The organism is Mycobacterium sp. E1214 (assembly GCF_001666755.1).
Taxonomy (GTDB): Bacteria; Actinomycetota; Actinomycetes; order Mycobacteriales; family Mycobacteriaceae; genus Mycobacterium.
The window spans coordinates 18,026-43,249 of record NZ_LZJC01000015.1; the positions used below are offsets into that span (position 1 = coordinate 18,026).

General features: G+C 65.3%; 15 protein-coding genes and 2 pseudogenes. 7 read left to right on the forward strand and 10 right to left on the reverse strand.

Going from position 1 to position 25,224, the window contains the following annotated elements; all coding sequences use genetic code 11:
* The first annotated feature begins 77 nt into the window (after positions 1–77).
* The 4 genes and pseudogenes from A5700_RS01555 (at position 78) to A5700_RS01570 (ending at position 3,988) form a co-directional block, all read left to right on the forward strand.
* Positions 78–521 (forward strand): ATP-binding protein, encoded by a 444-nt coding sequence (locus tag A5700_RS01555; protein ID WP_068069856.1) that lies wholly within the window; start codon positions 78–80, stop codon positions 519–521.
* Positions 522–642: 121 nt separating this feature from the next.
* Positions 643–2,402 (forward strand): annotated as a pseudogene (locus A5700_RS01560) (amidohydrolase family protein).
* 52 nt (positions 2,403–2,454) lie between these two features.
* A pseudogene (locus tag A5700_RS01565) lies at positions 2,455–3,543 on the forward strand (aromatic ring-hydroxylating dioxygenase subunit alpha).
* A gap of 184 nt (positions 3,544–3,727) precedes the next feature.
* Positions 3,728–3,988 carry a hypothetical protein gene (locus tag A5700_RS01570; RefSeq protein WP_068069860.1) on the forward strand — a complete coding sequence of 87 codons (261 nt, stop codon included), beginning with the start codon at positions 3,728–3,730 and terminating at the stop codon, positions 3,986–3,988.
* A gap of 7 nt (positions 3,989–3,995) precedes the next feature.
* On the opposite strand, the gene eccCa is transcribed toward A5700_RS01570, so the two are convergent.
* The 9 genes from eccCa to A5700_RS01610 all read right to left on the reverse strand — a co-directional run bounded on the left by eccCa (position 3,996) and on the right by A5700_RS01610 (position 19,647).
* Positions 3,996–8,210, reverse strand: a complete 4,215-nt coding sequence (gene eccCa, locus A5700_RS01575) for a type VII secretion protein EccCa (RefSeq protein ID WP_068069834.1) — start codon at positions 8,208–8,210, stop codon at positions 3,996–3,998.
* 2 nt (positions 8,211–8,212) lie between these two features.
* Positions 8,213–9,700 (reverse strand): type VII secretion protein EccB, encoded by a 1,488-nt coding sequence (gene eccB, locus A5700_RS01580; protein ID WP_068069836.1) that lies wholly within the window; start codon positions 9,698–9,700, stop codon positions 8,213–8,215.
* A gap of 2 nt (positions 9,701–9,702) precedes the next feature.
* Positions 9,703–10,530 carry a transglycosylase gene (locus A5700_RS01585; protein WP_068069838.1) on the reverse strand — a complete coding sequence of 276 codons (828 nt, stop codon included), beginning with the start codon at positions 10,528–10,530 and terminating at the stop codon, positions 9,703–9,705.
* 201 nt (positions 10,531–10,731) lie between these two features.
* Positions 10,732–11,640: a hypothetical protein gene (locus tag A5700_RS01590; protein ID WP_156671022.1), complete on the reverse strand. Its 909-nt coding sequence runs from the start codon at positions 11,638–11,640 to the stop codon at positions 10,732–10,734.
* Between the two features lie 127 nt (positions 11,641–11,767).
* Positions 11,768–13,537 carry a DUF5631 domain-containing protein gene (locus A5700_RS27335; RefSeq protein WP_369828201.1) on the reverse strand — a complete coding sequence of 590 codons (1,770 nt, stop codon included), beginning with the start codon at positions 13,535–13,537 and terminating at the stop codon, positions 11,768–11,770.
* Positions 13,538–14,630: 1,093 nt separating this feature from the next.
* Entirely contained in the window at positions 14,631–15,080 is a 450-nt protein-coding gene (locus tag A5700_RS24880) for a hypothetical protein (RefSeq protein ID WP_231973783.1), read from the reverse strand.
* Positions 15,081–16,730: 1,650 nt separating this feature from the next.
* A complete protein-coding gene (locus A5700_RS01600; RefSeq protein WP_068069842.1) occupies positions 16,731–17,060 on the reverse strand; it encodes a DUF2563 family protein in 330 nt (109 codons plus the stop codon).
* 100 nt (positions 17,061–17,160) lie between these two features.
* Entirely contained in the window at positions 17,161–19,116 is a 1,956-nt protein-coding gene (locus tag A5700_RS01605; protein ID WP_068069844.1) for an alpha/beta hydrolase, read from the reverse strand.
* A gap of 18 nt (positions 19,117–19,134) precedes the next feature.
* Entirely contained in the window at positions 19,135–19,647 is a 513-nt protein-coding gene (locus A5700_RS01610) for a pullulanase (protein WP_068069846.1), read from the reverse strand.
* Positions 19,648–19,774: 127 nt separating this feature from the next.
* Between A5700_RS01610 and A5700_RS25845 the strand changes: the two genes are divergently transcribed.
* On the forward strand, positions 19,775–21,409 hold the full coding sequence (locus tag A5700_RS25845; RefSeq protein WP_156671023.1) for a hypothetical protein: 1,635 nt from the start codon (positions 19,775–19,777) through the stop codon (positions 21,407–21,409).
* Positions 21,390–22,112: a hypothetical protein gene (locus A5700_RS25850; protein ID WP_156671024.1), complete on the forward strand. Its 723-nt coding sequence runs from the start codon at positions 21,390–21,392 to the stop codon at positions 22,110–22,112. The genes A5700_RS25845 and A5700_RS25850 overlap by 20 nt, the downstream gene beginning before the upstream one ends.
* 14 nt (positions 22,113–22,126) lie before the next feature.
* On the opposite strand, the gene A5700_RS01615 is transcribed toward A5700_RS25850, so the two are convergent.
* On the reverse strand, positions 22,127–23,569 hold the full coding sequence (locus tag A5700_RS01615; protein WP_068069848.1) for a CCA tRNA nucleotidyltransferase: 1,443 nt from the start codon (positions 23,567–23,569) through the stop codon (positions 22,127–22,129).
* 122 nt (positions 23,570–23,691) lie between these two features.
* Between A5700_RS01615 and A5700_RS24890 the strand changes: the two genes are divergently transcribed.
* Positions 23,692–25,224 carry a hypothetical protein gene (locus tag A5700_RS24890; RefSeq protein WP_082960478.1) on the forward strand — a complete coding sequence of 511 codons (1,533 nt, stop codon included), beginning with the start codon at positions 23,692–23,694 and terminating at the stop codon, positions 25,222–25,224.

The following is a 25,224-nucleotide window of genomic DNA, read 5'->3' on the forward strand; positions in this document are numbered from 1 at the left end:
GCGACTGATGGGGGGATCTCGACCGCGTGGGGGCGCAGCTGGAGACGATGGGACGCGTGGATCATCAGACGCATAACGTGTCGAGCAGCGATGACCGCTTCCGCTTCGTCCGCAAGCGGATAGCCGCCGACCCACACAGCGCCGCCCGCGCCCGGGCCGAGTTCGGGCAGTGGCTGGGACGGCACTTCAGCCTCGACGCCGAACGGTTCAACGACCTGCTGCTCGCGGTGAACGAGGCGATCGCCAACGCCGCGGAGTTCGCCTACGTCAACTCCGTGCACCGCGGGACGGTCGACGTCGTCGCGACGTACGACGAAGACTCCGACCGCCTGGCGGTCACCGTGATCGATCGCGGCCGCTGGCGGTCGCACTCCCCCGCGCCGCCCCGCCAGGAACTGCGGGGCCGGGGCATCCCCCTCATGGAACTTCTCGCCGACGACCTGCACATCGACCGCACACCGCACGGCACCAGCGTCACCATGACCTGGACGGACTTGACGCGCTCCAGCTCCAACGCCTGAGCGCCGCGGCGAACGCCCCAGCGGCCACCGCCGCGAACCTGTTGCTGTTTCCCCTCGCGAGTTACGCTCCCTGACGTAGCGTAATGCCGCTACGCCGGCGGCCTCGACGAGGAGGAGTCCCATGTTCGACCTGAAAATCATCGGCGGCACAGTGGTCGACGGGACCGGCGCGCAGCGCTACCTCGCTGACGTCGGCATCAGGGACGGCAAAATCGTCGACGTGGTGCGCCGCGGCGCGGCGGACCCCGAGCTGTCCGGCGAGGCCGCCGAGACCATCGACGCCACCGGCCGCGTGGTCGCACCCGGCTTCGTTGACATCCACACCCACTACGACGGCCAGGTCAGCTGGGACAGCCTGTTGGAGCCCTCCAGCGGCCACGGCGTCACCACCATCGTCACCGGCAACTGCGGCGTCGGTTTCGCGCCAGTGCGGCCCGGCAACGAGCAGTGGCTGATCGAGCTGATGGAGGGCGTCGAGGACATCCCGGGCACCGCGCTGACCGAGGGCATCACCTGGGGCTGGGAGACCTATCCCGAGTACCTCGACGCGATCGGCAAGGGTGCGTTCTCGATCGACGTGGGCAGCCAGGTCGCCCACGGCGCCGTCCGGGCCTACGCGATGGGCGAACGCGGGGCCCGCAACGAGCCGGCCACCCCGGAGGACATCGAGGCGATGGGCCGGCTGGTCCGCGAGGCGATCGAGGCCGGCGCGCTCGGGTTCTCGACGTCGCGCACCATGGGGCACCGCGCCATGGACGGCGAACCCGTGCCGGGCACGTTCGCCGCCGAGGACGAACTCTTCGGCCTCGGGCGGGCGATGGCGGCCGGCGGGCAGGCGGTGTTCGAGCTCGCCCCCCAGGGCGCCGCCGGCGAGGACATCATCGGCCCCAAGAAGGAGCTCGAGTGGATGCGGCGGCTCAGCGGGGAGATCGACCGGCCGGTGTCGTTCGCGCTGACCCAGGTCGACGCCGATCCGAAGCTCTGGCGCGAGCAGCTCGAGCTCTCCGCGGCGGCCCACGCGGCGGGCAGCCGGCTCTACCCGCAGGTCGCCGCGCGACCCTTCGGCATGATGATCGGGTTCCAGGGGCACCACGGTTTCAGCCACCGCCCCACCTACCGCCGGCTCAAGGCCGAGCTGAGTCGCGACGAGCTCGCCCGGCGCCTGGCCGACCCGGCGGTCAAAGCCGCGATCCTGGCCGAGGACGACCTGCCCGTCGACCCGACGCAGTTGTTCGATGGCATGTTCGCGATGGTCCAGTACTCACTGGGCCGGCTCTACGCGCTGGGCGACCCGCCGGACTACGAGCCCACCCCGGACCGCACCGTCGCCGCGATCGCCGCCGCGCGCGGCGAGGATCCGCTGTCGACCCTGTACGACTTGATGCTCGAGTCGGACGCGACGCGATGCTGATGCTGCCGCTGTTCAATTACTCCGACGGCAACCATGACGCCATCCGCGAGATGCTGCTGCACCCGGCGGGCGTGCTGGGCCTGTCCGACGGCGGCGCCCACTGCGGCATGATCTGTGACGCCTCCTACCCGACGTTCCTGCTGACACACTGGGCACGCGACCGGCACCGCGGCGAGAAGCTGTCGTTGGAGTACGTCATCCGCAAGCAGGCGCGCGACACCGCCCATCTGTTCGGGCTGACCGACCGCGGCACGATCGAGCCGGGCAAGAAGGCCGACATCAACGTCATCGACATGGACGCGTTGCGGCTGCACCCGGCGGCGATGGCGTTCGACCTGCCCGCCGGGGGCAATCGCATCCTGCAGGGCGCCAGCGGTTACGCGGCCACCATCGTCAGCGGCATCGCCACCCGCCGCGACGACGTCGACACCGGGGCCCGGCCCGGCCGGTTGGTGCGCGGCGCGCGCTAGAGGTCCCGGCCGTGACACAGCCCGGGGTGACACCGTCCGCGACCGGGACACGATCGGCAGCCCGCCGCAACGGCCGGCGCTGGTGCCGGCCGAGCGGTACTACTCCCCCGCGCTCGAAGCCGAGCGGCTGTGGCCGAAGGTGTGGCAGCTCGCGCATGGCCGACCACGTCGCCCGGCCGGGCGACTACCTCGACTACCGCTGCGGTCCGCTCGGCGTGCTGATCGTGCGCGGTGACGACGGGGTGCTGCGCGCCTTCGGCGAATGTCTGTCCCCACCGCGGGAATGCCCTGTGCACCGGATCCGGTTCTGGCCTACGTGAACTGCGGTGCGGCCTCCACGGGTGGACGTGGGATGTCACCGGGGCGCTCATTCGGGTGCCCGGGCGCAGGGGCTTCGGGTCGCGGCACCTCTCCGACTATCCGCTGCTGGCCGCCCGAGTCGACACGTGGGCGGGCCTGGTGTCGGTCAACCCGGACACCGACGCGCCACGATGTTCCTGCGCCGCAACGGATCTGGGGGCACACCGGCAAATCCGACCAAGCCCTACGGCGTGCCGAGCCCACACATCGACGGCGCGCTCACCGACGGCGAGGTCTGGGACGCCCACGCGCAGACGGCGCACTGATGGGCGCCGCACCGGGCGCGCCGTTGCCGGTGGACGAGCGCCTACCCGGCCAGACGGTGCAAGACACCCAGCGGACGCGGGCGTTCGCCGCGAGCCATGTCGCCGACCTGTCGTGGGCCGACACGAACCGAATGACCCGATTGCATCGGTGCGACGTGTTCCCCACCATGACGCTCCTCGCCACTGCCGATCACCTCACCGTCATGTGTTCGCGCCCGGGCCCCGATCCCGACCGCGCGGAACTGGTCATGTTCTTGACGACGCGGCGGCCACCGGGCGTGCCCCGCACCACGCCGACGCACGGCCGGCCAGCGGCGGACGATGCCGAGCCGGGCATCGTTCTCACACAACAGATCCGCGTGCTAGCTAAAATGCAGCACGGTATGCACCAACCCGGGTGCACCCATCCGGTGCTCTCCAGCGAGGAACGGCGCGCGATCGATCTGCACCGTAACCTCGACCGCTACCTCGGGCTGCCCGAGCCCGAGCAAACTCGAGGTGACACGACGAAATGACCGCGCGCAACAACTTTGGTGCGGACACGCCGCAATCAGCCCGTTGCGATTTAGAATCCCAATCGTGATGACCCCGTCCAACCCCTGGGGCGACCAACGAGGGCAACTCTCGCATCAGTTGCACATGCGTTCTCAGGCACTGGCCCGGCGGCGCGCCCGCAGGCTGTGCCAGCACTTCGAGCGGGTGGGCGTCCGGACGGCACCCGAGCGCCTTCGGGAGATGCTCGCGGGCGCACCGCTGGCCGCTCACGAGGCGATCAACGTCAACTTCGCGCTGATCGCGCTTCAACTGGACCGCGAATCGCGGACCGCGAGATACAAGCGGATGAAGCGGCGTGGCGCGCGGTCGGCGTTGCTGGCCGGACTCGTCCTCGTCGTGCTGAACTTCCTGATGTGCCTGGCTTACCTGATGCTCAACCTGGCCGAGCAGAGCGCGCCGCTGTAACGGCCGCTCACTGCGCGGGCACCACCACCGTGGACGGCAACCCGATCAGCACCCCTTCGACGTCGCCGTCGGCGCTCACCATCAGGCCACGGCCCGGCGGCAGCGCCTGGGCGCGCACCGCGCGGTTGATCCGGTTCTGCGGGTCATTGTCCATGTAGAGCTGAGCGACCTTCGCGGAGTTCTGGAACCTCATCCACGGATCCATTTGCAGCGTCGCGAAGTTCGCGCTGTTGCGGGTGGTGAACACGTGCAGGCCGATCTGCCGGGCGCGTTCCATGAGCTTCCACAACGCGGCCCCCACCGGGGGCTTGGGCGGATAACTCTGGTCCGGCCGCAGGTCCTGGACGTCGTCGATGAGCACGAAGTGCCGCGGCCCCTCCCATGGCTTGAGGGCGCGCAACTCCTCTTGACTCAGGCCCTTGGGCGGCAGCCGCGGCAGCATGATCTGCTGCGCCAGCGCGGTGATCACCTCGTCGATCTCGTCCTGGTCGTAGGCGTAGGCGCGCACATAGCCCGGCCCGTGCAAGTCGCGCAGCCCGTGCGGCGCGGTCTTCGGGTCCACCAGGGTCAGCTGCGCCTCCTCGGGGCTGAAGCGGCTCATGATCGCCTCGCCGATGGCCACCAGCGACAGCGTCTTGCCGCAGCCCTGCCGGCCAAGGATCATCAGGCCCGGACTGTCCTCGAGCTTGTGCGGCACCGGCCGAAGCTCGTGGCGCTCTCCGATCGCGTAGGCGATCGACAGGGGCTCGGCGACCCGGTTCGCCTTCTCGTAGTCCAGGATCGCCTTGAGCTCGATGCGCTGCGGAAGCCGTTGCAGCGTAGCGTGTTTGGTGACCCCGGCCACCTCGGCGATGCTGGCGCCGACGTCGACGATGTTGACCAGCGCGCCGGTGCTGGGATCCGACAGCGCGGGTATGCCCACGCGCAACTCGTGCAGGCTGTCGGTCAAGCCGAAGCCCGGCCGGTTCAGCGTCCGCCGTGCCGCATCGCGGGAGTCCAGCGACGAGTGCCCCATCTGGCTTTCGCTCGGGTCGGCCAGTCGCAATTGGATTCGCGCCGTGGCGTTTTGCAGCAAGCTTTGGCGCTGGCCGTGGATCCAGCCGCCGGCGCTGCACATCACGTGCACGCCGTACTCGGGGCCGCGGCTGCTGAGCGAGATGATGCGGTCGCCGACGACGTTGTCCTGCGTGTACAGATCGTCGTAGTCGTCGACCACCACGTAGACGTCGCCGAACGGGTCGTTGGGGTCGGTGCCGCCCAGGCCGTCGCTGCCGGGCGCGAACCGGCGCTCCCGGAAGCCGTCGAGGTCGATCTTGAGCCGCCGGAACGAATCCTCGCGGGCGTCGATCAACGCGTCCATGCTGCTGAGGATCCGTTCCAGACCCTCGGCGTCCTTCGGTGAGACGATGTCGGTGACGTGCGGCAGGGAGGCGATCTGCGCGAGCGTGGCACCGCCGATGCAGAAGAACGTGACCCGCGCCGGGCTGTACATCGTTGCGGCCGAACACATTAACGTCATCAGCGTGGTGGTCTTGCCGCGCTGCTTGGCGCCGACCACGATGACGTTGCTGCGCAGCGCGTCGACCGCGTACACCACCTGCTTGGATTCCTCGGGGATGTCCATGATGCCCACGGGGAACATCAGCCCCGCGTTGCGCCCGTAGTCGGCGTGCCACGGCTTGCCGCGGTAGCCGGCTACCAGCACGTCGACGGGCTCCGGCGCCTCCAGCGGCTCCAGCCACGGCCGCCGCGGCGCCCGGTGCGGCACGTTCTGCAGCGACTCACGCAGCACGTCGACGATCTTCTTCCTCTTGTAACCGTCCTCGTGATAGAGGAATTCGTCGGGTTCGGCGTCGACCACGGCGGCTTGCTGCAGCGCCGACGCGTCGGAGGCGTCCAGCGGCTGGTACTGCCAGTTGTACAGGCGCGGCTTGGTCAGCGTCATGTCGACGGTGGTCGAGACCTCTTTGGTCTTCGGCACCACGAACGGCGCGGACAGGTAGAAGCAACGGAACGGCTCGAGATCGCGCGGCCCCACCTTGAGCAGGGCGAAACCGTTCTCCTTGGACGGCAGGTGATAGGCGGCGTCGGACCCGATCACCTCACGGCTGTCGTCACCGGACTCAGCGCGCAGGGCGATGCGAAAAGCGATGTTGGACTTGACCTTCTGCAGCGACGACAGGTCCAGGCGCTGCCCGCCCAGCATGAAGAAGACGTTGGCGCCGCGGCCCTCCTGGCCGATGTGGATGATGAGGTTGATCCACTTTTCGTGGTTGGCGAACAACTCCAGGTATTCGTCGACGATGACGAGCAGCACCGGCACCGCCGGCAGGTCGCGCCCGGCGAGGCGGATCTCCTCGTAGTCGTTCGCGTCGCGGGCGCCGACGGAGGTGAACAGCTCGTAGCGCTGTTTGATCTCGCCGTCGATGACGCGACGCATCCGCTCGGCCAGGTGCCGCTCGTCCTTGCCCAGGTTGGACAGCGCGGCGACCACGTGCGGGATGCCGAGGATGTCCTGGGCCGCCGACTCGAACTTCATGTCGACGAAGATGACGTTGAACGCCTCGGGCGAGTGGGTCAACGCGATGCCGTACACCAGGGACAGGAAGAACTCCGACTTGCCCGACCCACTGGTGCCGATGACGACGGAGTGAAAGCCGAAGCCGCCGAAGTCTTTCGCCCGCAGGATGACGTTCTGCAGCTCGCCGCTGGGCTTGGCGCCCACCGGGACCTCGCACCAGCGTTCGTCGCCGCGGCCGCGGCGATCGGCCCACAACCGGTCGACGTCCAGCTCGCGGGGATCGCTGATGCCGAGCGCACGCAGCAATTCGGTTGCGCCGCCGGCCGATTCGGCCATCTCGCTGCGGCTGGTCGGGGACCAACGCGCCATTGCCCGGGCGTACCGGTAGGCGCGATGCACCGACAGCTGGTCGGCGTGGGCGTAGAACTTGCCGCGCACCCGCAGCAGCGGGGCCGGGCGGCCGTCCTCGCCGTCGGCGTCGAAACCGTTGCGGACAATGCCCATCTGGCCGTCGACCGACGCGTGCAGCGGGCTGTGCCGCTCGCCCATCTCGAACACCTGGTCGTCGGCGAATCCGACCCCGGTGCCGACGCGGGAGGCGATGCGCAGCAACGTGATCCCGGCCTTACCGACCTGGCCGACGACGCTCTCCCACGCGTCGGGACTGCCCGTGTTGTCGTCGACGATCACCAGATGCGGCCCGAGATCGACGCCGTCCGAACCGGTTTCGAGCGCCGAGCCCATCGCGGTCGGGCTGGCCGCCGCCATCGGCGCCCAGGCGCCGCGTTTGCCCTTCATGTGCAGCTCCGCGCCCAGGGTCTCCTCGAGTTCTTCGGGCGTGGCGAACACCAGGCGCCGCCAGCCGCAGGCGTCGAATAGCTCGTCGTGCAGGTTGTGCGGCAGCCACACCATCCACGACCACACCTCGGGGTTGCGGGTCACCACCATCAGCTTGACGTCGCGCGGATTGTGGAACACCGCGAGGGAGGCCAGCACCGAGCGCAGCAGTGACCGCAGCCGGTCCAGGTCGTCACCGACGAAGCTGAAGCCGGGCGCCGAGCGCAGGTTCACCACCTTGGCGATGTCGCGGATCTTGCGCTGCTCCAGGATGAAATCGCGCAGCGCCTGTCCGGTGACGGGCTCGAGTTCCTCGTCGGAGGCGATGTCGGGCCACGTTACCGACAGCACTGAATCCGGAGCGTGCTGCACACCCGTGCCCAGCCGCACCTCCAAGAAGTCGGCGTCGCTGCGGCCGCGTTCCCACATCCGCGGGCCGCCGATGATGGCGCCGAGGCCACGCGGGTCGGCGTGCACCGAGTTCTGCCATTCGCGTTGCGCGCAGACCGCCGTTTGGATTTCGTCCCGGTTGACGTCGAGGTCGCGCAGGTAGCGGCGGCGGCCCTTCTCCATCTCGCCCCAGGTGATCTTGCGGGCCCGCCCGAATCGGCCGGAGAACGCCAACATGCTGAACGCGCCGATGCCCATCAACGGGAAGAACCCGGTGGTCAGGCTCCGCACCCCGGACACGTAGAGCATGACGATGGTGCCGATGAGCGCCACGATCAGCGCCGGCACACCGATCATCACCCAGATGTTGCGCGGCTCGCGCTCGGGCAATGCGATCGGCGAATTAGGCGCCACCCGAACGGGTTTCGGGGGGTCGATCTTCATCCGGTTGATGGGAAACGCCTTCTTGGACATCTCTAGCCTCCCGGTTTCGCCGATGTCGTCACCACAGCCACCCTGCCCGTCGCCGGCACCGTGTCACGGGCCACCAGCGCCGCTTCCCGCGACAGCGCCGGCCCGGCCGCGAACGTCCGTAGCAGCGGCCAGGGCGCCTGCACCGCCGAGGCGGTGTCTAGGCCCAGGGATCGCAGCGTCTCTTCGTTGGACGCGATCCCGAACCGCACACCGTTGTCGGACACCCAGAACAGCGATTCGCGCGAATCGGAGGTGATCACCCCACTGGTCGAGGTCACGAAGTTGGCCGCGCCCGGCAGCACCAGCACCTGGTTGGCCACCACCGAGGCCGGGTCGCGGTCGTCGCGCACCAGGTGCACGATCCGGTTGTCCAGGTACGACGGCGTGGGCAGGCCGCGGCCGTTGTAGACGGTGACCCGCGCCTGCGGGTCCGTCGAGCCCTTCTCCCAGGCGATGCAGGTCGTCGGGTTCGCGGTGATGTCAACGAAATTCAGGCGCTTCGTCGGGTAGTAGTCGACCGCCAGCGAACTGACCTCGGGGATGTTGACCAGCACGTCGGGCGTGACGACGCGCGGAGCCGTGGAGCCGTAGGAGTTCGCGCTGCGCAGCAAGTCGGCGACGAAGCTGGTGATCTTCTGCACGCCGTCGGGCAACAACACGTAGAACTGCTTGCCGCCGCTGGAGGTCTGCGCCTGCAGCACCGCTCCGACCTGTGAGCCCGACACCCACGTCGACGGGCTGCCGGCCAGCGGGATGGCGGGTACGCCGAGCGGCTCGGTGGCGGGCAGGCCGTCGAAGAGCGCCCGCGAAATCTCCACGGGCGCAGTCACTCCCGGGTCGAGGCCGAGGCTCAGCGTGACCGCTCGGTTCACCGGATCGATCTGTGAGCGCTTGCCGCCCCAGATCACGTAGGTGTTGCCCTCGAAGGTGACGAGCACCCCGGCGTCGTCGGGCATCGGGTCCGCGCGCTCGCCGCTGCCGAGCATGCCGGCGATCGAAGTCACCACGGGCTTTTCACCGCTGCGGGGCCGGCCGGCTGTGTCGCACACCGCCCAGGCCGACATGGCGCCGCGGTGCACCGGCATGGCCGACGGCGCCCCGGGGATGCCGACCAACGGGCCGGTGGGGTACTTGGCAATTTCCGCGGGCTTCACCCAGGTCGGTTGTCCCGCTTGCCCGGTCGCCAACCGCGCGGACGTCAGGTTCAGCACGGGATAGAGGCGGCCCTCGATGCGAGCGTACAGCGCCCCGGAGTCGCGGTCGCCGATGATCGCCGACTCCCCCACGATGCCAGTGGGTTTGAGGACATTGAGCAGCAGCATCCATCCGCAGGCGATGGCGACCAGCAGCATCCCAAGCACCAGCGCGGCGGTCTGCTTGCGGTCATCGTGTTTCATGCGCACCGAGAACCGGGTGGTGGCAGCCCGCAGGCGACGGTTGTAGAAGAGATGTCCCGAGTTCTGGTCACGGTTCGACAAACTCAGCGGCATGCTCAATACCCCTTAGGTGACCGGCGCGGATCGGCCTGCTGAATCTTGAGGGCAAGATCGGACGCGTCAGCCGCCACCCCGTAGCGGCCCCTCGCGTAGTTGATGAACGCGCACGCCTGCGCGACCAGGTCGTGGATGTTCGACGACGTTCCCGGTTCGTGGTAGGCCGCGAACGTCGGTCCGATGAACTGCCAGGCGCCCTTGCTGGGCGTGCCGCGCGCCGCATTGGCATCCCAGCCGTTGACGGCGCCAGCATCGTAGTTGGATTCGCGACGGGCCACCAGGTCCATGCCGCGCGCCCAGCGGGCGCGCGCGGCTGGATCGTGAATGCCCTTGATGTTCAACGCTTTACGGATGGCTTGCAGGACCCCGGCACGCCCCGACGGAAGGTGCCCGTCGGGCGTAGCCTGCCGGTGTCGGTAGCGCAGCCGTCGCAGACGCGCGGCCAGCAGCCGGGCGCGGCGGTGGGTCGCCGCGATGTGGCGGTGCTGCTGCCTTAATCGCGCGGCCATGCGGGCGGCGGCCTCGCGCCGGCCGAGCGGGGTGTCGGCCGCCGGGGTGGTGTCGGCGTGGGCCGCGTCCAGGACCGCCCGTGTCGCCAGTTTGGCGTCGGTATGTTCGGTGTGGGCCGACGCGGCGATGTGCGCGAGGGCGCGGTCGTTGCCGGCGATCCGGCGCAGCTGCGCCGTCGCACGGTGCGCCAGGCCGTCGTGCGGTGCGGGGGTGACCCGGTCGACGCCGACAATCGTCGGAACGGCGGTCTGCCCCGAGAACAGGTGGTGGCCGCGGGACAGCGCCGCGAGCGCCTGTCGCCTCAGCGGATCGGTCACCGACTCCCCTACCCTGAAACCGTCTGGCACCAGTCGGCGCCGCACCTGAAAACCAGCCGTTGGCCGCGCTATTGTCCGTCGCCGCGGCCGCCTACATAGCATGCACGCATCGGCGGTTGCGGTGTCAATAATCGGATTGTTCAGCAGCGACCCTAACGGCCGCCGGTGTGCGCAACCACTCACCCCGCGAGGGGGTGGGTGCTACTCCTTGGGCTCGTCTTCGTTGGGCATGATGACGATCCGCCGGCTGGGCCGGTTGGTGACGACGGTCGGTTTCGCCTCGCCCGTTTTGCCGTTGGGGTTGCTCGGCGGCACCGTCAGGCGGCCCTTCACCGGCTGCCCGTTGGGCACGCCGGGGGCCGAGATCCGCTTTTCGACGGGCTTGTCTTTATTGCCGCCTTCGCCGTGGCCGCCCATGGCGCCCGGGGGCATCATCGGCATGCCGCCCATGCCGCTTTGGCCCCCGGTGGTCGGCATGCCGCCGACCGGCGGCATCGCGGGGGTCTTCGCCCCGGCGGGCGTCGTCGGCGGTGAGGAGTTAGGCACCGGCGGTGGGCCCAGCGAACTGGCCGGCGTCGTGCCGCCACCGCCGAGGCCCGCGCCGCCCCCGCCCGCGCCGCCGCCGAGGCCGGTGTCCGGTTTGACGCTGTCCACCAGGTGCGAGTCGCCAGCCAGGCTGGCACCGTGCGCGCCGCCCTGGATCGCGCTCATCAGCGGCTGCATAGCCTGCATCGCCTGCTGCGGGAGCTGCGTCAGCGGCTGCATGACGCCACCCACCGCACCGCCGAGCGCGCCGGTGACGCTTTGCAGCATTTGCTGGATCATCTGCATGTCTTGCGACGAATTCGCTTCGTTCGCGGGGAATTTGGCGGCCGCATCGGCCGCCTTGGCCTTCCGGTCGGCGTCCGCGGCGTCGGCGTCGGCGTTGTCTTTCGGGACACCGGCCGCGCCGGCAGCGGTTAGACCTCCGGCACCTGCACCGACCGGCGACGGGTCTGGGGGGTGAGGTGGAGGAGTCACGATTGGCGGAGGTGCTGGTGCGTTAGCTATCCCGCCGTAGACCCCCGGGCTCGCTTTAATTGGTCCAGCTGGACCATTCTGGCCGCCCACGGTCTCACCTCATTTCCGTTTTTGAAGCGTTCTTGCTGTCAGATCGAGTTCAGCTACAGCACCTAGTCGTGAACTCATTTTGCCATGAACGCGCGGGACCGCTATTCACCTTTGTCCCCGAGCGGCGCTAGGAAGTTACGCGAAGGACGAGGGCGTTGAACCAGGCCAGGTGGTAGTTCGCGAGGTAAGTGTGCCCGTCGATGAGCGCCTCGATGGCTGCCAACAGCATCCAGTCTCCGGCAGCCGCCAAACCGTGGTCAGGATAGGCCGCAATTACTGACTGTTGAATGTCCGCGACGCTTTGCCTCAGCAGTTGAGCCTCGCTATCCAGCACCCCCGTCTTCCGCACAGCCGGCGCCGCGATCGCTTGCGCGATCCGCGGTAGACCGTCCCGTCGGCGCACGGCGTCCACAAGGGTGGGTCCTAACTCGTCAACGTCGGGTGCGGCTGATCGAGCAAGCCGGTCGCCGCTCAACACCGGCTCGTCGGATCCCGGCTCGACGACATAGGAGTTGGCATCATGGGCCGCCGCAACCGTGACAGCACCAAGCAAATCGACCGCAGTCATGTCGTGACGTCGTACTGCCGGGCTCAGCAACGTCACATGCGCAGGCAACCGGACGTGCGGCGGAATCCATCCTCCTGCCAGGTCGGTCACCAAAGTCGTCGTTCCGTCGTCGCGCAATCCAGCCGCCCACGACAAGCGTGGCTCTTGGCGCGCGACCGCATCCACAAGCCGCTGCAGGCGCTGCTGCTCGGCCGATCGGCCAGAAACCGCGCCGGCAGTAGCACCCGCAGCCGCTGACGCCGCTGATGCACCCACCAGGGTGGGCGACCCGGCTGCGCCTGAACCCGCGACCGGGCCAGGCCCGCCTCGTTGTACCGACGAAACCAGCGATCCACCGGCGGACGGCGACGACGACGGTGACGGCGCGACCGGTGCACCGGAAACAGGCCCTGAAGGAACCGACGGTACGGACGGAGGAGCGACGACGGGCGGCCGCAGATCTGAACCGTAGGCGGGCAAGGGCCCCGCCGAAAGTGCTGAGCCGCTCAGCGGAGTCGACGACGACCACGAGGCTCCGCTCATTACCGGCGCTATGGAGCCACCTCCAGTCATTGGCGCCGGCGCAGCGGCAGGAGGCGCATCAACCGGTGGTGCTCCTGCAATGAATGCGCCGGCACTTGGGACCGTCGGTGTTACCCCGGGCACAGCCGGGGCCGCCTGGGGTGCTTGACCTTCAAGTGCGTTCAAAGCCCCCGTTGAGAACGCCTGGCCGCCCGGACCGGTCGCTTGACCGGCGCTGAACCCGTTCGCAAAAGTTTGGGCCAGATTGGGTTGGAGGCCTTGCCCTCCGAAGCCTGCTGGCGACAGCTGTGTCCCTCCTCCCGGCACCCCAGGCATTCCAGGTGAGATACCTCCGCCGCCACCCGGCATATGAACAACGGGCGGCGCGGGTGCTGGCACACCCGGCGCTGATCCTTCGGTGCCGCTCCAGCTGGCACCACCCGGGTTCTGAGACTGGTTACTTGGACCACCAGGGTGATGGCCGGGAAGCCCGCCACCGCCGGTTCTGCTGCCGCCTCCAGGCGTTTGCTCCTGGCCGTTGGGGCCCACACCGCCATTTGCAGGTCCGGAACGAGGTCCGGTTGGTGACTCATGCAAGTCATGTTGGCCAATCGGCTTCGGTGGCTTCGGGTCACCGACGTCAAAGCCATTCGCTATGGCCCATGATTGGGCGTCACCAGCTATACCCTCGGCATTCAGAATTTTTTGAGTCGCCGCCATAAGCTTATTGACCGCATCCCGACTAGCATTCGCCGCGTCTGTATTACAGCGGGCTTGAACGGCCTGAACTTCTGCCAACTGCTCAGGCGGTGGTTTCCTCGATGCCATGATGTCATCGATCTCTTTATTACCCGTTTCAGCTATATCAGATAGCCGACTCCGGAGATAGTCTATAGCGTCTGCTCCTGAACTATACCCAGTCGATTTAGTTTGGTATTTCTCCGCTAAATCCACGTGAAACTTCTCGCTCTGCTGGTACCGCGATATCAAATCATCGGCTGTGCGTCCTTGGTTGTGTGCGGCAATCTTGGTCCACTGGCTATGCAGAGTTTTTGAATAATTTTGTTGTTCGACAGATTCTTGGCTCCAATGTTGCGCTCCGGCGCGAAGAGCTGTAGATGGGGCGGGCCACCATGCTCCAACTAAAGCAGCTGACCACTTTCCCGCCGGTAAATCAACCGCCACCGCACACCCTCTTCATAGCTAAATCTTTAGCGTTCACATCATCGACCGCCGCCCGAAATTCACCTTCCGTTGCGGCGCCTTCGCTGCTCTTTGCCGTATCCGTGAGATACGCAGTGGCTAGGGCTTGCGCCGCGCTGCGGTGATCTCCATCCAACGCTGGGTCTTCGGAAGCGTTATAGAGTAAGACCGCAGAGTTAGTAAGGGCAATCCGAGCAAAGGCTTTATCACTGCCATTCGTGTCCACTTGCACCGCCCGCGCGGCCAACTTATACGCGTCGCAGAGTCGCTGCTGCGCCAGAGTGGTCTGTGCCGCAGTGAAAGCGGGCGCGGCTGGTACAGCTGGCGCAGTCGTGGCAGGGAAAGTTCTTGTCAGCGCCACGACGAGCGCAGCGACGGCTACAGCCGCTGTGAGAGCTACCGCTATCGCCAACCACGGGCGCGCTCGCCGCGCGGCGGGACCAATGAAAGATGCTGGCCACGGCCCTGCAGGCGGCCGGGCGAGTGGCTCGTCGCCAAAGCCAGGGGCGTGTTCTCCTGTCACGGGTTCTCCTCTTCCTCAGGCCCGGGGTCTGCCGAGACCAGAACCAAGCCTGCACATCGTGCATCCACTCATAGTGATGCAGTCATGACTGCACAGGCAATTCACTGCCCTCTTATACGCGGGATCAGTCAGCTGCTCGCTGCCCTCTTTTCAATCCACTAGCCACCATCACAATCCAGCGGCGCAGCAGCTTGGTCACGAATTGAGACAAAGTTTCTTCATCGCTCCATCCTTGGCGTTAACCTCGTCGGTTACTGATCGCCACGCAGGGTCATCGCGTTGCTGCACCCAACTGGATGTGGCCTGTGTTCTGCCGTACGCGGCCGCCAGCGCAAGGGCTGCCGCTCGGTCTTCAGGTGGAAGCGCCGGTGCCGCAATTACTACTTGCTCCAACAACGCCGCGCCGTTGACGGTCGCAAGCCCAGCCAAGGCCGGATTGTCACCATTTGTGTCAATCCGGATCGCCCGCGCCGCGAAGACGTATGCGTCGCGTAATTGTTTGTGTGCAGCTGCGGATTGGTCAGGCGGATACGTCGGTGATGTAAATGACGCAGGAATGGACTGGATGTCGCTCCCCATCGGACGCGTAAGCGCAACGATTAAGCCGGCGCCGCCTAATACGACGGCAACCGAAGCGAGAAGCATTGCAGGCCATGATCGGCGTGTGGCATTGACTGCACTGGAAGGGGTGGGCCGCATCGTATCGGACCAGCAGATCCTGTCGACGGGCCGTCATCTGCTGCTGGAGGGAGGTTGCCCACCATTGTCCCTCCTAGTGTCATGTCGCCATCTATCGGACCGCCCGCGAGCACAATTTCCACCTTCCTACCGCCGGCGGAAAAATGCTCGCATCGAAACGCTTACGACTAAACTAAACGCTGTCGCAGAGTTCGAGGTCTCTACATCGTCACGACTTGCCAAGCGGCCGGTAACTTAGCTGGAGACTTTGCGGTTCGTCAGGACTTAAAACGCTCGGCCGGGCGAGTTGTACGCGTCATACAAGATAGGGTCCATATGGCCGTACATCGACCGCTTGTGTTTCGTTGGAGCCGCCCTGCCATGGAAGAATATAGATAGTGTTCTAACCCGAAAGCGGCGCCGCCAGGAACAATGTCGTGCCGAGCAAGCTCAAAGCTATACGTCAAGCGAACGCTTCACGCCGTATAAAGAGGCCGCTGCGACGACCGTTCCCGACACCATGTTGTCTGTAGATAGCTAGCTATGCTGCGGAGTTGCCGGATCGGCAACCAATTTAATGCAATACTATTCGGATGATCGTGCCTTAACTCGGCGCGCAGCGAGCCGGACCTTTAGCCCGCTCAGCCACCTTCCCGATCGCTACGACCACATCGGTGTAATTGAGGGATTAGCCATCATGCCTGGCATATCTTTTTCATTGCAGAATTTTTCGCACTCACGTCGTCCAACGCTGCCCTATATTCTGCCTCTGAGAACGCATCACTAGAGCTTTTGGCGGTGAGCGTGCGGTACGCTACCGCTAGATTGCGTGCCGCGTCTCGGAAATTAGCCGCAAGCGCGGGACTCCCGTCAACGCTGTCAATCATTGCAGCGGCATTAGTAAGAGCAATCCTAGCTAGCGCTGGATTATTGCCATTTGTGTCGACGCCAACCGCGCGGGCAGCGAGGTTGTATGTGTCACAAAGCTGCTTTGCGGCGGACGAACTTTCGCCCACGCTGAACGTAGGCGGCGCTGCCGCCACCTGCGATGGCCGTGTATCCACTGGTCGCTTTAGGGCCATTACCAACGCAACAGCCGCTAGGACGACAGCGACAGCGGCCAGCGCCGTGACGGGCCAGATCTTCTGTTGACGGGACGATGGAGGAAAAGTCATCGCGGGCCATTGTCCGGGCATCCGAGGTTCGTTCGTCGGTCCTGTCCCGCGCGGGGGGGGCAAAACACCCGACATCGTGTCTCCTCACCGTATGAGCTACTCGGACTGTGTACCTACTGCAGGTGGACGCAGCGGGCGAGGTCGTCGACGCCATTCGACTCCACATCACAGTACTGCCGCCGCCTCATCGCTCCTCTTTTGCGCGAACTTCGCAGACGATCGTGATCATTGTGCTGCATCGTACTTCCCACAGGGATCGCTTCTGCGCACCCTTCGCTACCTCGACCGGTTTCAGCAAACCAAGGTGATTGGCAGGTCAAACGACAACCATCTGTACATATGACATCGCAAGACCTGCAGGAAGGGTTCGCGAAAGTCGCCCACTTACGTGGACCGCGCCCCTCACAACCGTCACCTTTCGGGCGTCGCGCAGTCGGGCTTCTCAGGCGTTCCGCGTCCCCGGCCCGCCGCTAGGGCGAAGCGCCCGCAGATCGCTCGCGTTGGTGTTGTCCATATTAGTGAAACCTTTGGCGGCGACGTGGGCCTTCGTCCCGACACCGGTCAGCGTCTCGTGGTGTGCCTGAAGCGTTTTCACGTGCTGGCCGTGTGAGGTGGTGACCGCGTCGTGGAAGGCATCGGCGGCGCCGAAGTCGCCGAACATTCCCGACTCCAGCGGTCCTTGCGCCAACCGGTCGGCCCCATCGCGGGCGTGCCCACCGGCACGGTGGGATTGGTTGCCGCCCGAGTGCAAAAGGTCAGTGTCGACGAACATCGGATGTCCTTTCGGGTCTGCATCCCATCGCACGTGCGATCCGTTATGACCAGGCTAAATACCCCGCCAGGGGCGGTCAATTCACTTCGATAAGTCGCCGTCAGAACCCATGGCTGTTTGTGACGTCCGCCCTGTCCCACTCGGGATCAACGGTGATAGGTGTTGGGATCTCGAGGTGCGGCAAACGCAGCGTGCCCCACGGCGTGCGGACTTCACGCAAGCTGGAGAGCCGGCCTTCACCTCTGGGCGATGCTGTCATGCCTTCGGCCGCTAACGCCTCCCCCCGCCCCACGACGATCTCCGTCATGTTGTGCAGCGACTCACTGCCGGGGTCGTAGTAATGCGAGTGGTCGGTGAACCATGGCAGCACGCTGTGTGAACCGGTGACCTCTGCGCGGAAGCGCACCGCGCCGAAGCTGGCGTGCGCGGGGTCGGCGCCCAGACCGGCCGCGGGACCGACGGGGGCTCCGAGGAGGTCGTTGAGGCCTGTGGGTAGCCCAGTGCCGCTCTCGCCTATCCAGCTGACCGCGTCGGTTGACGCCGCACCGACGTACAGCCTTCCCCCTTGCAGATGAAAGTCCGCGGCCCGAGAAGCCAGGTCCGTTCCGGGACAGCCCACTAAGACGGCGTCGTTGGCGTGCATACCCATGGTGAATGCATCGGCCACCGTCGTCGCCCCGTAGGAATGCCCGAGGACGGTTACGTGGCCAGGCGCCGGCGCTTGGTGGGTCGCCGCTAGGCCGTTGACGTCGGCGGTCAGCGCTGCGCCAGCCTGCCGCGCCATCCAAGGCGTACCGATCTCCGTTAACCTCCGGGCGTCAACCAGAGTCCGATCCCACTGTGGCGCCTCGAAAGTCGGGGCGTCGTAGCCCATCCAGGCGAGCACCGCAGTCGCCCGCGACGGATCGGCACGCAGCGACTGCTCATACAGGTTGATCGCCTCGTCGGGACCATCGGAGAACCAACCGCCCTTCACGCTGCTGTTGCTCCCCGGCACCACCACGGCGGTGTTTCGGGCCGTGTCCGGGTTGCCGATGGCGATGGCAGCCCTCCCCTCGCGGCCGAACGCGACCGGATCGTAAGCCCACAGCAAGACCGGGCGTGCGTTCGGCGGGTCCGCGCCCCTGCTCAGGTCCAAGCCCTGATCGGTGCGCACGGCGTTTTGATATCGGGCGACGTCTTCGGCGGACAGGCCGTAACTTTCCGGGGAGGCAAGCTCTTCTCGGCCTCGGTCGTGGAGGACGTCATCCCGCAACGAGTCCGCCGCCCACCCATGTTGTCGCGCAACGCTTTCCACCCGCTGTAGGTCATCTTTCAGCACCGCGCGGTTGACCTGGTCACGCACTTGGGCGGGGATGCCGTTGAGGTTTCCCAACTGCGGGGGGTGCTGAGCGACCAGCATGGCCTTCTGTGTGTCGTTAAGCGAAGACCACCAACTTGCAATCGACGGCGGTGCGCTGTCCGGAGGCGGGATCAACAGTTCGTCGACAGTTCTGACCTCTGACGGGTCGACACCGTCGAACCGCAGGCGCGCCACAGCGCCCTGCAAGCCCAGGGCGTACTCGTCACGAACGCGCCTCAGCTGGAACGCAATCGCCCGCGTCTCGGCAATCGCGTCTGCGCACAGGCGGTCTATATCTGCATGCCCGGCACCGACTTCACCGTCGATGGTGGCCAGGTCGTCTTCGAGCGCACCGATGTGACGCGCCGACGTCCGCTGCGCTTCAGCCAGGGCAATGGCGAGCTGGTCCAAGTCGACCGCAATCCGGGGCAGTTGTACTGCTTGCAACCCTAGTTTCGCGACGACGCGACCCACTTCCGTGGCGTCGTCGATCGGGTGCGGGCCGACTCCTCGTTCCCATGAAGCGCGGAAGAAGAACCGTGCGTGCTCGAACGCGAAGCCCGCCTCGCTCGCGCTCTGACCCGCATCGTGGAAGGCCTGCGCCAGCCGAGCGATCTGTGCCGGACGGCCGGCTTGCAGACTCGCGTCAAGCACCCACGGGTCATCGCCGGCTTCGACGATCAGCATCGGAATGCTGATGTGCCGCAGTTGCATTGCTCGGACTTCTCGCGGTCACAACGGGCTCGCGCCGTCGGCCAGCCCGTCACCGTCGGAGTCGGTCAGCCGTAGGTTCCATCTGCCATCACCATCGGTGTCGATGTACCCGGTGGTCCCGCCTCCGTCGGTGGACAGTACCCGGTCGGCCAAGCCGTCGCCGTCGGTATCGAAGAGCCGGTCGTCGGGCTGGCCGTGGCCGTCGAAATCGACCAGCGGGCCGCCCGTGTGTTCGACCCCGTCAAGGCCGAACCAGCGCAGCTGATTTCCGCCCCGCTCCGTTGCCACCCCCCACGTTCCGGACCCGTCGTCCGTGAAGTACGCCTCCGGGGTGCCATCATTGTCCAGGTCAAGGACTAGGTGGTCGGCAATGCCATCCCCGTCCAAATCGGCGAGAGCGTCGTCGCGCAGACCGTCGCCGTCGAAATCAAGTGCATACGAATCGAATCGGCCGTCACCGTCCAGGTCTAGATCCGGTTGCGCGTGCCACAACGCCGCGGTGCCGTCGTCCCCATGTAGGCAGTAATCCATGCGTAATGTGACGCTCGGCTATCGCTACGGGTTCCGGTAATCCCGCCGGGCCGTCTCAACGTGAGCGCGAAGCGCACGAAGCTTCCCGCGTATAGACGGTCCACCTAATTCACATTGGGACAAAGTCATGCCCAACATCGACACTGCGCTCCATTATCGGCCAGTAGTAGTCTCAACGGTTGACGACGCCCTAGCCGTTGGAATACACCTCAAGCTTGATGTGGGAGCCTTGGTGCACTTCGATCACCTAGATATTCCGACATTGATTGCCGAAGCGGGCGGTGACCCGTGGGCTGTTAATGAAACCTTGCAGGCGGGACGGCCGGAGCTGATCGCCGACCTCGCGAAGGCATTCCACGATGCGGGCCGGTGCACGTCGGAAGCCGACGCCGCCTTCGACGAGGCTTGTCGTCGATTTGAGGCAGCCTGGACTGGTGCCCGCGGCACGCATCCGATCAATGGCTCAGCGGAAGTACAACGCGCTACTCGATCACTGGGAGTTCAAGCAGCTCATTTGCCGAAAATTGGCCTTGATCTCGAACATATCGCTATAGCTCTAGCCGACACCCAAAAGGCTGCAGCCCAGAAGATCAATGCGCTCAACTCTCAGTTAAAGACAATAGACGACGAGCTTGGTCGAGCAATTCAACTAGAGAACCAAGGTGGTCTCACGTCAACCGATGAAGCACTCGTGGACGAACACATCAACGAACTCGGAGATGATGCCGTCGCTCGCACCAAAGCCTCACTGCAGCAGCTTCAATCGTTACGGGGTGACTATTCCCGACAGCTGCAGGATTCGCTTACTACATTGCGTGCCCAAGACGGATACGACCCGGCCGCCATCCAAGGTTACGACTTCGACGGCCAGATGAGTCTGCCGGAAAGGGAGCAGACGGCTGTCGAGGCATACAACACTCACCAGCGCGCCAAAGACCAAGCAATTCTGGATAATCCCCAGAGTTCCGCCGGTGATCGAGCCGACGCCACGCAACGGCTGAAAGATTTCGCCACCATTACTGATCCGCACGGAGATCCCGAGTCTCAGCGGCTCGCAAGCGAGCGTCTTGGTGATTTCAATGCGTCCCAATTCTCCGGACCTATGCCAGTCGATCCTGTCCTAGGCGTTGACGCGCGTACTCGTGCCCAGATGCGCTTGGACTGGCAGAAGAAGCTTGAGCAGGGTTTACCGGGAACATCATCTTTGCCGGCTGATCAGGCGACGCAGCTGCTCGATGATGGCGAGCAACACGCCCGCGCCTTCGTGACACAAGAGGCAATCAGAGGGTTGGTATCCAAGGGCATGTCGCCAACTGCTGCCACAGCCGCGGCGGGCGACATCTCGCGTGGTGTGCCGTGGGCTGACATCGTCCGGCAGCAGGGCCAAATCGTAACTCTCGCTGGCGCCGGTGCGGACGGTTCATTGGCTGCCCGCGGCGGTAGGCACGCGGTAAGCGCGTTCACTTCTGCGGACGTTGAAGCGTTCGAAAGAGCCGGCAAGATCATGGGTCGAAGTGGAACGTTGGCCGAGGTAGCTCTGGCCACCAATGACTACCTGCATGGTGCTGGGTTCGGCGTATCTGCGGGAAAGGCGGGAGGCAGTATTGCCGGTGGGTGGCTCGGCGCAACTGCTGGTGGCGCCGCGTTCGGATCTGCGTTCGGGCCCGAAGGTGCTTTCGTCGGAGCTATGGTCGGAGCCGCATTCTTCGGCTTCGTTGGCGGAGAAGCGGGCGGGGCTATCGGTGGCCAGTTCGACAAATAACAGTGTCCTTACAGCAGCCAGCACTGTCGCCCAGCACTCGTTCCAGTACCCATCCTGGGCCAGTGGACTGCTGTTCGCTGGTTTTGTTGTCGGGCTCGCTACCGCGGTCGGCAGTGTCATCATTCGAGACCGTGAGCTAGACCGAAAGGTTTATTGGCTGGGCTGGCTAGTCACCACCCTTTGCTTTGCCGCCGCTGTCTCCCCACGGGGCTGGCAAGGCAGCGCGGCCATCGGATCTCTGGGGCTGTTCGCCGCGGTGACCTACGCATACCTGCGTACCCCATACCTCAAGATCGGCGGCCATACCTACTCGGTCATGAGCCATCAAGAAACGAACGGCCTGTCAGCGCCCCCGTCGTCCACCACCTCTACCAACTCGTACCGAGTGGGCTCTGCAACGTTGTCGGCGCGCAACATGTGGTGGCTTCTTGTTGCGCTCGCGTGCCTGGTTTCGACTGCGGCATGTGTTTCTGGTTGGAATTGGGGAATCGCAGCTGCTGCAGCATTTTTCGTCCTACTGGCCGCGGTCAGCGGCGCCGACGACGGAGCGCGCAACCTGCCCGTCGCCCGCGGCCAACATTTGCAAGCAATCCTGATCTCGGCTGCCTCGGTACCGCTGGGATTGGCGCCGACGATTAGCTATTACGTTGCCTACCGGGCGGTGCGCCGATGGCCGATCGGGCCAAGCAGCCGCCAACCATAACGTTGGAGTCCCCGCTACGGGTTCCCCCGAGATTGCCACCACGCCAACAACTCTGCAGTCGCTTCCTCATCACTCAACGGACCGCGCTCGAGTCGCAGCTCCTTCAGGAAGCGCCACGCCTCGCCGACTTGCGGGCCAGCCGGGATGTCGAGCAACTTCATGATCTGGTTGCCGTCGAGGTCGGGACGCACCCGCGCGAGATCCTCTTGCGCAGCCAGCTCGGCGATGCGCTGCTCGAGCCGGTCGTAGCTGGACTGCAGCCGGGCGGCGCGGCGCTTGTTACGCGTCGTGCAGTCGGCGCGCACCAACTTGTGTAGCCGCGGCAGCAGCGGCCCCGCATCGGTGACATAGCGGCGCACCGCGGAATCGGTCCACTTACCCTCGCCGTAGCCGTGAAACCGCAAGTGGAGAAACACCAGCTGCGCGATGTCGTCGACCATTTGCTTCGAATACTTCAACGCGCGCAACCGCTTTCGCACCATCTTGGCGCCCACCACTTCGTGGTGGTGAAAGCTCACGCCGCCGTTGGGTTCGTGGCGGCGGGTCGCGGGCTTGCCGATGTCATGCAGCAGGGCGGCCCAGCGCAGCACCAAGTCCGGGCCGTCGTCTTCGAGCGCCATCGCCTGGCGCAGCACCGTCAGCGAATGCTGATAGACGTCCTTGTGCTGGTGGTGTTCGTCGATGGCCATCTGCATGCCGCCCACCTCCGGCAACACCACCCGGCCCATCCCGGTTTGCACCAACAGGTCGATCCCGGCCACGGGGTCGGCGCCGAGCAGCAGTTTGTCCAGTTCGACGGCGACGCGTTCGGCGCTGATCCGTTCCAGCTGCGGGGCCATCTCCTCGATCGCCGCGCGCACGCGCGGCGCGACGGCGAACCCCAGCTGCGACACGAACCGCGCGGCGCGCAGCATCCGCAGTGGGTCATCGCCGAACGACACCTCGGGGGCGGCGGGCGTGTCGAGCACCTTGTCACGCAGCGCCGCCAAACCGCCCAAGGGATCGAGGAATTCACCAGGACCCGTCCGCGTGATGCGCACCGCCAACGCGTTGACGGTGAAGTCGCGGCGCACGAGATCATCCTCGAGCCGGTCGCCGAAGCGGACCTCGGGATTGCGCGACACCTGGTCGTAGGTGTCGGCGCGGAACGTCGTGATCTCCAGCCGGTGCCTATCCTTGCCGACCCCGACAGTGCCGAATTGAATCCCGGTGTCCCACAGGCTATCGGCCCAACGCCGCAGGATCTGCTGGACCTGCGGCGGGCGGGCGTCGGTAGTGAAGTCGAGGTCGGGACTCAGTCTGCCCAGCAACGCATCCCGCACGGACCCGCCGACGAGGAACAGCTCGCGGCCCGCGTCCTCGAAGGCCGCGCCCAGCTCGGCGAGCATGGGCGCATGCCGGTTGAGTGCAACCGCGGCGGCGGTCAGCAACTCGGCGTCTTGGGCGGCTTCGGGCACGTTCGTTGAGCCTAGTCGGACAAGCCGTGTGAGCGGCCTCGCACCGGCTTAGGTGAGTTGACCACTAGACCCCTCGTAGTAGCGTCTTTTGCACGAGATACGACGGGCGGCGGGTTTGTGCGATGCATCTTCGATACATCAGCAAGGTGGCATTGATCATGTTTGCGGGAGGTGACCCCTGGAAGGTCAATGCGACGTTGCAAAGCGGTCGCCCAGCGCAGATATCCCATCTTGCCCAAGCGTTTCACGATGCGGGCCAATCTACAGGTGAAGCCGAACAAACTTTTCGTCAGGCGAAAGCTAAGTTCGATGAGTCTTGGACGCGTGAGAACGGCGGTAATCCAATAAATGACTCTGCAGAAGTGCGGAGGGCCACGACATTGTTAGGCGTTCAAGCGGCGCAGCTGCCCAGCATCGGTGCCGACCTTGAGACCATCGCGGCCGCGCTAGCTGATGCGCAGCGTGCCGGTGGCGCAGAAATCGCTAACCTTGAAAGTCAACTTCAAGCAATAGACGACCAGATCGGCGAGGCTGTCGAGCTAGAAGAGAAGCAAAAGCCTACACCTCTGGAGAGGCAACTTATCGACCACTATATCGACGGACTTGAGAAGCATGCACTCGACGATACGAAAGCGTCGTTGAAGAAGCTTAACGGGATACGCGATCAGTATTCGCGGACGCTTCAGACTTCGATGACTAACCTACGTATGCGGGATGGGTACGATCCATCGCTGATCGAGGGTGTCAACGGTCAACTTTCGGCGTCGCCCGCGCAGCAAGCACAGGATGACCAACGGCTGCAAAATCAAATCCGTGCGTTCAAGCAGGTGTTCGGGAGAGACCCCATTTCCGCCGCCGACTGGGAGACTGCAGCCGCGCTTGACCCGCAGACTTACGACCCAAAGTTCAAGGGTGTAAAGTCCAATGTTGAGGTGGTGAGGATTCGCCCAGTGCCGGGTCAAGGTATTGTGCGTGTTTCGCAGTGGATACCGCAGCGCGACGTGACGGGTTCGCTCACCGGAAATAGAGACTTGGGAAATAATCGCGGCCCAGAAATACATTTCGATCCCGAAGACACTAAAGTTACGACATACATTGACTACGAGAACGGTGTTGTGGTGCTGCGTCAGAACCCGTCTGTCGAGGAGACACCCACCGGTGGTCCAGGCACCGTGAAGGTCGGCACCCCAAAGGGTAGCGTCACTCAGCTTTCCGACGGATCGGTTCGTGTTAAGTACGATGCAGGTAATCCGTTCGCGCCAGGCTTTACAGCTGATCCTAATGGACCATTAGCGGGACACACGATTACCGTCAACGGCGACCTTGTATTCACGCCGGGTCCGCACGGTGTCGAGATAAATGGAACCAGGACCAACTACCCCTCTCTAGAGGCGTACCAGGACCTCCCGGATGGCACGACCCGCACATTGTTGATTGATCCAGCGAAGTCGGGCAGCTCGGGAGGGCCGGCATTGAATCTGTGGCGACATCATGACTTGGGCCCTTTAGGGGGGAAGGCATTCGCACCATTTGACAATGGTCGATGGAATCCTCGTTACGACGTCACGTTTCCGCTGCCCGCGACCGACTTCGGCCCAACGTCATATCCACCAGTTGTCCCGCCGCTGCCACCAGGGCAGCCTGTCACCGCCTAG